This is a genomic window from Acinetobacter sp. V2, from assembly GCF_001188385.1.
GTDB classification, from domain to species: Bacteria; Pseudomonadota; Gammaproteobacteria; order Pseudomonadales; family Moraxellaceae; genus Acinetobacter; species Acinetobacter oleivorans.
Map to the genome: position 1 here is coordinate 721703 of NZ_JZFB01000001.1, position 7833 is coordinate 729535.

9 protein-coding genes are annotated in these 7833 nt (G+C 40.4%); all 9 read left to right on the forward strand.

Annotated elements, in window-relative coordinates; genetic code table 11:
* Nucleotides 1-1069, forward strand: a 1069-nt coding sequence (locus tag UC75_RS03300) for an ABC transporter permease (RefSeq protein WP_228137052.1), incomplete at its 5' end; no start/stop codon positions are given.
* Between the two features lie 9 nt (nt 1070-1078).
* Nucleotides 1079-1894, forward strand: a complete 816-nt coding sequence (locus tag UC75_RS03305) for an ABC transporter ATP-binding protein (RefSeq protein ID WP_049836671.1) — start codon at nt 1079-1081, stop codon at nt 1892-1894.
* 12 nt (nt 1895-1906) lie between these two features.
* Nucleotides 1907-2749, forward strand: coding sequence for an energy transducer TonB (locus tag UC75_RS03310; RefSeq protein WP_049836672.1), 843 nt, complete (start codon nt 1907-1909; stop codon nt 2747-2749).
* Nucleotides 2750-2785: 36 nt separating this feature from the next.
* The gene (locus tag UC75_RS03315; RefSeq protein ID WP_049836673.1) at nt 2786-3520 is read left to right on the forward strand and encodes a MotA/TolQ/ExbB proton channel family protein; all 735 of its coding nucleotides are present in this window, start codon (nt 2786-2788) and stop codon (nt 3518-3520) included.
* Complete coding sequence (locus UC75_RS03320) at nt 3520-3927, forward strand: ExbD/TolR family protein (RefSeq protein ID WP_004925095.1); 408 nt, start codon at nt 3520-3522, stop codon at nt 3925-3927. The genes UC75_RS03315 and UC75_RS03320 overlap by 1 nt, the downstream gene beginning before the upstream one ends.
* 156 nt (nt 3928-4083) lie before the next feature.
* A complete protein-coding gene (locus UC75_RS03325) occupies nt 4084-4881 on the forward strand; it encodes a Crp/Fnr family transcriptional regulator (protein WP_014206770.1) in 798 nt (265 codons plus the stop codon).
* A 119-nt stretch (nt 4882-5000) separates the two neighbouring features.
* On the forward strand, nt 5001-5909 hold the full coding sequence (locus UC75_RS03330) for a TauD/TfdA dioxygenase family protein (protein ID WP_049836674.1): 909 nt from the start codon (nt 5001-5003) through the stop codon (nt 5907-5909).
* Between the two features lie 50 nt (nt 5910-5959).
* A complete protein-coding gene (locus UC75_RS03335; RefSeq protein ID WP_049836675.1) occupies nt 5960-7027 on the forward strand; it encodes an ABC transporter substrate-binding protein in 1068 nt (355 codons plus the stop codon).
* Nucleotides 7028-7155: 128 nt separating this feature from the next.
* Nucleotides 7156-7833: TonB-dependent receptor (locus UC75_RS19995; protein ID WP_228137211.1), on the forward strand; the 678-nt coding region annotated here is incomplete at its 3' end.

Consider the following 7833-nt stretch of genomic DNA (forward strand, 5'->3'; position numbering starts at 1 on the left):
CTTACAATTTAATCGGCTAACCTTACTCACAAAACTTGTCCTGCCAGCCACACTTCCATATTTCTTTACGGGTTTAAGACTAGCTGTTGCAGCAGGCTGGACGAGCTTAATTGCTGTTGAGTTGTTGGCTTCATCGGAAGGCATTGGATATTTGATGGTGACAGGTCGTCAGCTATTTCAGCTTGATATTGTTTTTGTCACGATTTTTGTGATCGCATCTGTAGGAATTATTTTCGATTTTATCCTGCATCGAATTGAACGTAAGTTTGTGTTCTGGCCACATGCTGCTTTAAGTGCTCATACTTTTCACAAAAAGAGCAGAACCGATGTTTTCAAATCGTGGGTTTTACCTTTGAGTTTAGTGGTGCTTTGGGCAGTAAGCAGTTGGTTTAACTTGATCTCGAGTCAAATCTTGCCCTCGCCGTGGAAAGTATTAGAAGCGCTATGGTCAGGCATTCAAGATTTCTCACTCACTACTGCCATGTATTACAGCCTTTATCGTGCAATTTTGGGATTGATCATTGGCGGGCTAATTGGGGCGTCAGTAGGAATTGTGGTAGGGCTATTTAAACCTATTGAAAATCTGTTGGCACCTACACTCAACACATTACGTCTCATTGCCATTTTTGCTTGGATTCCGCTATTGACAGCTTGGTTTGGACTCGAAGATTTATCAAAAATTGTTTTCATTTCAATAGCGACATTTTTTCCGATGTTTATTGCGACATGGAAAGGCATGTCGAGCATTCCAATGCAGCTTGTTGAAGTCTCAAGCACCTTAAGAATGACATTGCTTCAACGCTTAACGCTTTTGATTTTACCGAGCATTGCACCTTCAATGTTTGCTGGGTTTCGATTGGCCTTGCTCTATTCGTGGATGGCATCTTTTGGAGCTGAATACTTGATGGGCTCTGGAATTGGTATAGGTAGCTACATGATGGCAGCACAGCAAAACTTTGAAATGGAGCGTGTGATAGCAGCAACCGTTTTGGTCGCTGGTTTAGGGGCGATTCTGGCATGGCTGGGCAAAATAACTGAAAACTACGCAACATCTTGGCGAAAAAATTGAGGTCAGACCATGACAATTACCCTTAATACAAATACTGAAAAACATCACCAATCTTTTCAATCTAATGCTCAAACACGTGTGGCATTTCACCATGTTCATAAGTCTTTTATCGTCAATCAACAACCTGTCAAAGTTATTCACGACTTTAATCTAGAAATTAAAGAAGGGGAGTTTATTGCGATTGTAGGTAGCAGTGGCTGCGGTAAATCTACGCTCTTACGTCTTTTGGCAGGACTAGATCAAGATTTTGATGGTCGGATTTTAATTGATGGTGCCGATGTAAGCGGGATTGGCGGCGATCGAGCGGTAGTCTTTCAAGAACATCGCTTATTTCCTTGGCTTACCGTTGAGCAAAACATTGAGCTGGGTTTATTAAATGAGGCGTTAACTTCACGTGATAAAGATATTCTGGTTCAGAAAGCAATTGAGTTAATTGGCTTAAATGGCTTTGAAAAGGCGTACCCACATCAGCTATCTGGTGGGATGTCTCAACGTGTAGCCATTGCACGCAGCCTAGTTGTACAACCACGCATTTTCCTGTTAGACGAACCGTTTGGTGCCTTGGACGCATTAACACGGCATCAAATGCAAAATGAATTGTTACGCATTCAATCCCAACAAAAAATGACCACTGTTTTTATTACGCATGATGTGGAAGAGGCTGTAACTCTGGCAGATCGTGTAGTGATTTTAAAACCTAAACCTGGTCGTGTTGAACAGATCATTCCCGTCAACTTGCCGCGTCCTCGAAATCGTTCAAGTTTTGAATTACATCAATTAAAAGAACAGATTTTTCGGATTTTGACCGAAGACAAAATTGGTTAATAGGAGTTATTGATGAGTGAATTTAGTCAAGGCTCGATTAGAAAAGCATTTTTATTTGAGCAACTATCCAATCAGGTCACCCATACAACGACGGTTAATGATCCTTTTAGCCATAACGTAGATGTTGGAAATGATCCTGTTGGGCCAAAAAAGAATGCTTTGGCAATTGCGATTGTCGCCGTTGCTGCAGCACATTTGGGAATCTGGTATATCGCCAAACAACTTCCTACACCTCAGCTTGATGTTAAAACACATGACCCTGTGGTGATAGAGATTGTCAAACCGCCTGAACCACCTAAGGTGATTGAACCTAAAATCCCTCCAGTGGTGCAAAAGCCAAAGATACCGCCTGTTAGCCCAAAGCCTGAGCCTGTACAAAAGCAAATAGAGACACCAAAACCAGTACAGAAACACGTTGAGCAGCCTAAGCCCATTGAACAGCATAAGGCAGTAGAGCAACCACGGCCTGTAGCGGAACCCTTAAGTAAAAACGTAGTGGCGGCTCCTGTTCAACAACCCGTTTCAAAACCTGCTGAAGCACCTGCAAAATCTTCTGATGACAACTTGCCTGTTACAGAAGCAAAAGGCTATGCGGGTTATTTGAGTAATCCAGCGCCTGAATATCCTGAACAGGCTCTCGATCGAGGTTGGGAAGGTTCAGTCATCTTGAGAGTAAAAGTCTTGCCAAATGGCAGCCCTGATAGTGTGACAGTCAAACAGAGCAGCGGAAAAAAAATACTCGATAGTGCAGCGGTAAGAACCGTAAAACAATGGAAATTCTCACCAGCTTTAAAAGGGAAAACACCAGTCGAAGGTTGGGTCGATGTTCCTATTCACTATCAGCTCCCGAAATAATTTTTAACTTAATATTGATCTATAAGGAATTTTAACATGAGTGATATAAACTCCCTGATCCACGATGGGACTATCTGGTTATTGGTTGCTTTTTCAATTGTGACGTGGGGTTTGATTGTCATTAAACTGGTTCAAACCCAAAAAGCCAACCGCCAAAGTAAAGCCTTTGCAGAAGAATTCTGGAGTGCCAAAAATCTGCAAGATGCGATTCAAAAATCGGAAGCAGGGCAAGGACCAGTGGCACGCATTGCAAATACTGGTTTTAAAACGCTTGCTGATGCAGACGATGATACTCATCAAGATTTACAACATAGCTGGAGTCGTCAAGATTTACTTGAGCGCCATTTACGCAAACAAATTTTGTCTGAACGCCGCCAATTAGAAAAAGGTTCTGCCTTGCTCGCATCAATTGGTAATAATGCACCTTTCATTGGGTTATTTGGCACAGTCTTTGGGATTATCCATGCTTTACAGGCCATTGCACATTCGGGTAATGCCAGTATGGACGTTGTCGCAGGGCCAATTGGGGAAGCGCTAGTTGCAACAGGCATCGGGATTGCAGTGGCTGTTCCAGCAGTACTGGCATATAACTATTTTGTGCGTAAAGTAAAAACTATTGGTGCAGAACTAGATGACTTTGCGACTGATTTTGTCAGTCTAAACCAAAAATCAGGTTTCCAGCTTAAGGCAGTCAAGACAAAAACAACAAATACGAGCATTCCAGCCAGCGAGTTAAGCCATACCCACAATAAAGAAAAGGTATATGCATAATGGCAATTTCAACATCGGAACAAGATGATGTCGTCAGCGAGATCAACATTACCCCTTTAGTAGACGTGATGTTGGTTCTGTTGATTGTGTTTATCGTCACGGCGCCCTTACTGACCAATACTGTTAAGGTAAACTTACCCAAAGCTGCACCAACACAGGTGACAGATCAGACCAAGGCAGTAGTCATTAGTGTTAATCCAAAAGGGGAAATTTATCTGGATAAAGATAAAGTCACTCTTGAACACTTTGAACAGGCCATTCAAACGCGTAAGGCGGCCAATCCTAAACTAGCTCTGAACCTGAATGCAGATGAGACGGTTCCTTATGGTACGGTTGCCAAGTTACTGGCCAGCATAGAACGGGTAGGCGTTGATAAACTATCAGTTATTACATCGCCCAAGTCTTAAGTTCTATCAAAATCAACAAGACGAAAGAAAATCAAGATCCAAATTTGCGATCTTGATTTTTATATAATTGTTTAATCTAAATTTATATTAAACTTGAATTTCACGATTAGGTTGTATGGTCTATTTTAGAGCTTCAATTTGATGGTGAGATGGCGAATGACAACACTTGTTTATAACGATAAAAGAAGAAATAACTATGATCATTTTTTAGATTTATTAGATCAAACTCATATCAATCGTTATCAAGATTTCAACATTACCTTTGAATATAAAAAACTGGCTGAACAAATGCTGTCAGAATGTGAATTTATGGACGCATGTTCGCTTGAAGAAAAGCAGAAATTATTTAATGAAATTAAGATAAAACATCTTTATCAAGGGCAAGTGCTATATTCGAGAAATCAAGACTGTCGTGAACTCATCATTGTTTTAAGTGGTGTACTCAAATTAGGTTGGAATTCATACGATGGGAAATATCTTATTCATCGTTTTATTCCTACAGGCGCACTATTAAATATTGTCTATCTTATTTCTGAATCTGCCTTAGAGCATGAATATGTTGCACATGAAGCAACTGTGATAGCAACCATTCCAGAGCATATTTTTAAGCACACCATACAGCACAATTCACGCATGCTATATCAGGTTTTAAAATTGGTATGCCAGAGAACACGGCTTTTAGACAATGATATTTATCACACCTCTACGCAGCCTTTAAAGGTACAAATTGCGCGACAGCTCATCTATTTAATCGAATTTTTTTCGACTCAGACTCAAAAAGGCATTGAGGTTTTATTGAAACTCTCACAAGAAAATTTAGCTGAACTTTTAAAAATATCGAGACAAAGTATCAGAAAGGAAATTCAGTGGTTTGTTGAAGAAGGCATTATAGAAACAAAATACAATCATATCTCCGTAAAAGACATCGACAAATTAAAAGCCTTACTGCACTAAAGAGATTATGACGAATTATGAATAATTTTTCATAAATGCAGAAATGCTATGTAATTTTTGTTGCAGAATTTAAAGGGGGTAATTTCTAAACTCATATCATCAATGACGAGAACGATGATATGGCAGATTTATTAATAAGAAAACCAGTGAGTGAGTTAATCGATGTGATCCCTTTAGCAGGTCGTATCGGTGCGCAAATTAATGGTGTTGAATTATCTTCAAACCTCAACCCTGAGGTCTTGGATCAAATTAGGCAATCATTGCTTGAACATAAAGTTATTTTTTTCCGTAATCAGGAACATTTAACCGATCAAGAACAAGAAAAGTTTGCCGAATTGCTTGGGCAACCTATTTCACATCCTACTGTTCCCGTAGCAGAGGGTTCAACTTATATATTTGAACTTGATTCCCGTCATGACGGTCGTGCAGACGTTTGGCATACCGATGTTACCTTTGTTTCAAATTATCCAAAAATCAGCATTCTAAGAGCTGTAACTACTCCCAATCGAGGGGGAGATACTACATGGGCAAATACAGAGGCAGCCTATGATGAATTACCTGAGCCGCTAAAGCTCCTTGCCAATCAGCTCCGTGCGATTCATACCAATGATTTTGATTATGGTGGCTTTCGGCCTTCCGCAAGTGATGAAGTGGTAAAACGCCATCAAAAAATCTTTGCTTCAACGGTCTATGAGGCAGAACATCCATTGGTCAGAGTACACCCAGAAACAGGTAAGCGAACTTTAATTTTAGGCCAATTTTTTAAACGTTTTGTAGGTCTGACTGCTAAAGAGTCCAACAAGCTGTTTGAAATTTTTCAAGATCGTATTACCAAACCAGAAAACACGATTCGCTGGTCGTGGAAAGACGGTGATGTCGCTATTTGGGACAACCGTGCCACTCAGCATTTAGCCGTCAATGATTATGGTAATGCTTTGCGTATCATGCGACGCGTTACTTTGGCAGGCGATGTTCCTGTTGATATCGATGGCAAAGCGAGTAAGCAAATTAAGCCATCTACGTCTTAAGCGTCTAGGCAATACAACGCTGATTTATCAATAAAAATGTGGAAGATATAATGAAACCATCAATTTTTAAAAAATTGATCTTGCTGAGCTTATTGGCTTTTGGACATGCCAGTTACGCTGAAAGCCTTAAAACAATTCGAATTGGCTCTCCCGATTTGACTGCTGGTCAGAAACACGCGGGTGGTGGAGTTGTTGATGTGCTTTACAACAAAAAATGGCTTGAGCAAGAACTTGCAAAAAACAATGTCAAAGTGGAATGGCATTTCTTTAAAGGTGCTGGGCCAGCCATTAATGAAGCATTGGCCAACAATCAACTGGATTTCGCCTTTTTAGGTGATTTACCTCCAATCATTGGTAAAGCCAAGGGATTAGATACCCAATTACTTGTTCCAACGGCGCGCGGCATCACCAATTATCTAGCTGTAAGATCTGATCTTCCGATCAAAAATTTTGCTGAATTAAAAGGAAAACGCGTTGGTTTGTTAAGAGGAACAGCAGATGAATTGTCATTTGTGAGTGCATTGAACAGCCAAGGTTTAAAGCTCAGCGATGTGCGAGTGGTCAATTTAGACTTTAACGCCGTCAACGCTGCTTTGGCCGCAAAAAAAATTGATGCGTCATGGGGACCTTCTCGATTTTTTGCGTTACGTGACAAACACATCGTTAACTTGCCTATCAGTAGTCGTCAGTTAAATGGTGCAGGATCTACTCAAGGTGTGTTTTTAGGTCGTCAATCTTTTATTCGACAACATCCAAATGAAACACAACAGGTGGTGACTCAGGTTGTAAAAGGGCTGAACTGGCTCTCAAATGAGCAAAATCGAGTACCACAAGTCGCACTCTTTTTTACTCAATCTGGCTATCCAGCATCTATCTATGCTCAGGAACTGAATGGTGTAAATCTGAAGTTTTTATATTCACCGTTATTTGATGGCTACTACACACAACAATTGCAGCAAAAAATCACTTTGGCTACGCAACAAGGGTTGATACGCAAAAAAATTGACGTCAAAAGCTGGATTAATCCGTCATTTGTAAATCAAGCACTTGAACAATCAAATTTAAAGACCTACTGGAAACCCACTCAGCAGTACGAATATTTGAAATCAGTGAAATAAGCGCCGTCTTTTAAAACTTAATTATGGGGTAAATAATGTCGATACATTCGAAAAGTGTAGCGCGTGATCCGTTCACGTCAGCAACTAAACAAAAAATTTTAAATTTAAGTCTGCTTTCGCTGAGTATCTTGTCAGTTTGGGGACAAGCTCATGCAGAAACAGTCTCAAGCACCGCACGTTCTTCAGAGGATGTGGCACAGTTAGAAACCGTTGTTGTGACAGCAACACGCCGTGAAGAATCACTCCAAAAAGTACCTGTTGCCGTTTCAGTCATTAGTGGAAAGGAACTCGATAAGCAACAGCGAAACTCACTTGAAACATTGGTAACACAAGTACCGAGTGTTAATTTTCGGGCTGGAGCTTCCAATAAAGATACTTCTTTATTTGTTCGCGGTATTGGAACTGTTACCACTTCACCAGGTGTCGAACCTTCAGTCTCAACAGTGATAGATGGCGTTGTTTACAGCCGACCGGGGCAAGCAACACTTGATTTGTTAGATGTGGATCGTATTGAAGTCCTTCGTGGTCCTCAAGGAACACTTTTTGGTAAAAATGCATCGGCAGGTGTAGTCAATATTGTGACCAAAAATCCAACCAGTGAAACCTCTGGTTATATTGATGCCTATGCCACTAACGATGGTGAACAACGAATTAAACTAGGAGCATCTGGTACTTTAATTCCTGAAAAATTAACTGCCAATGTCTCGGCGCTATTAGGCAATTTTGATGGCAATGTAGATAACCTTACAACCAATCAAGATGTTAATGGCTATAAAAACTATGGATTTAGAACCAAATTTGAATAT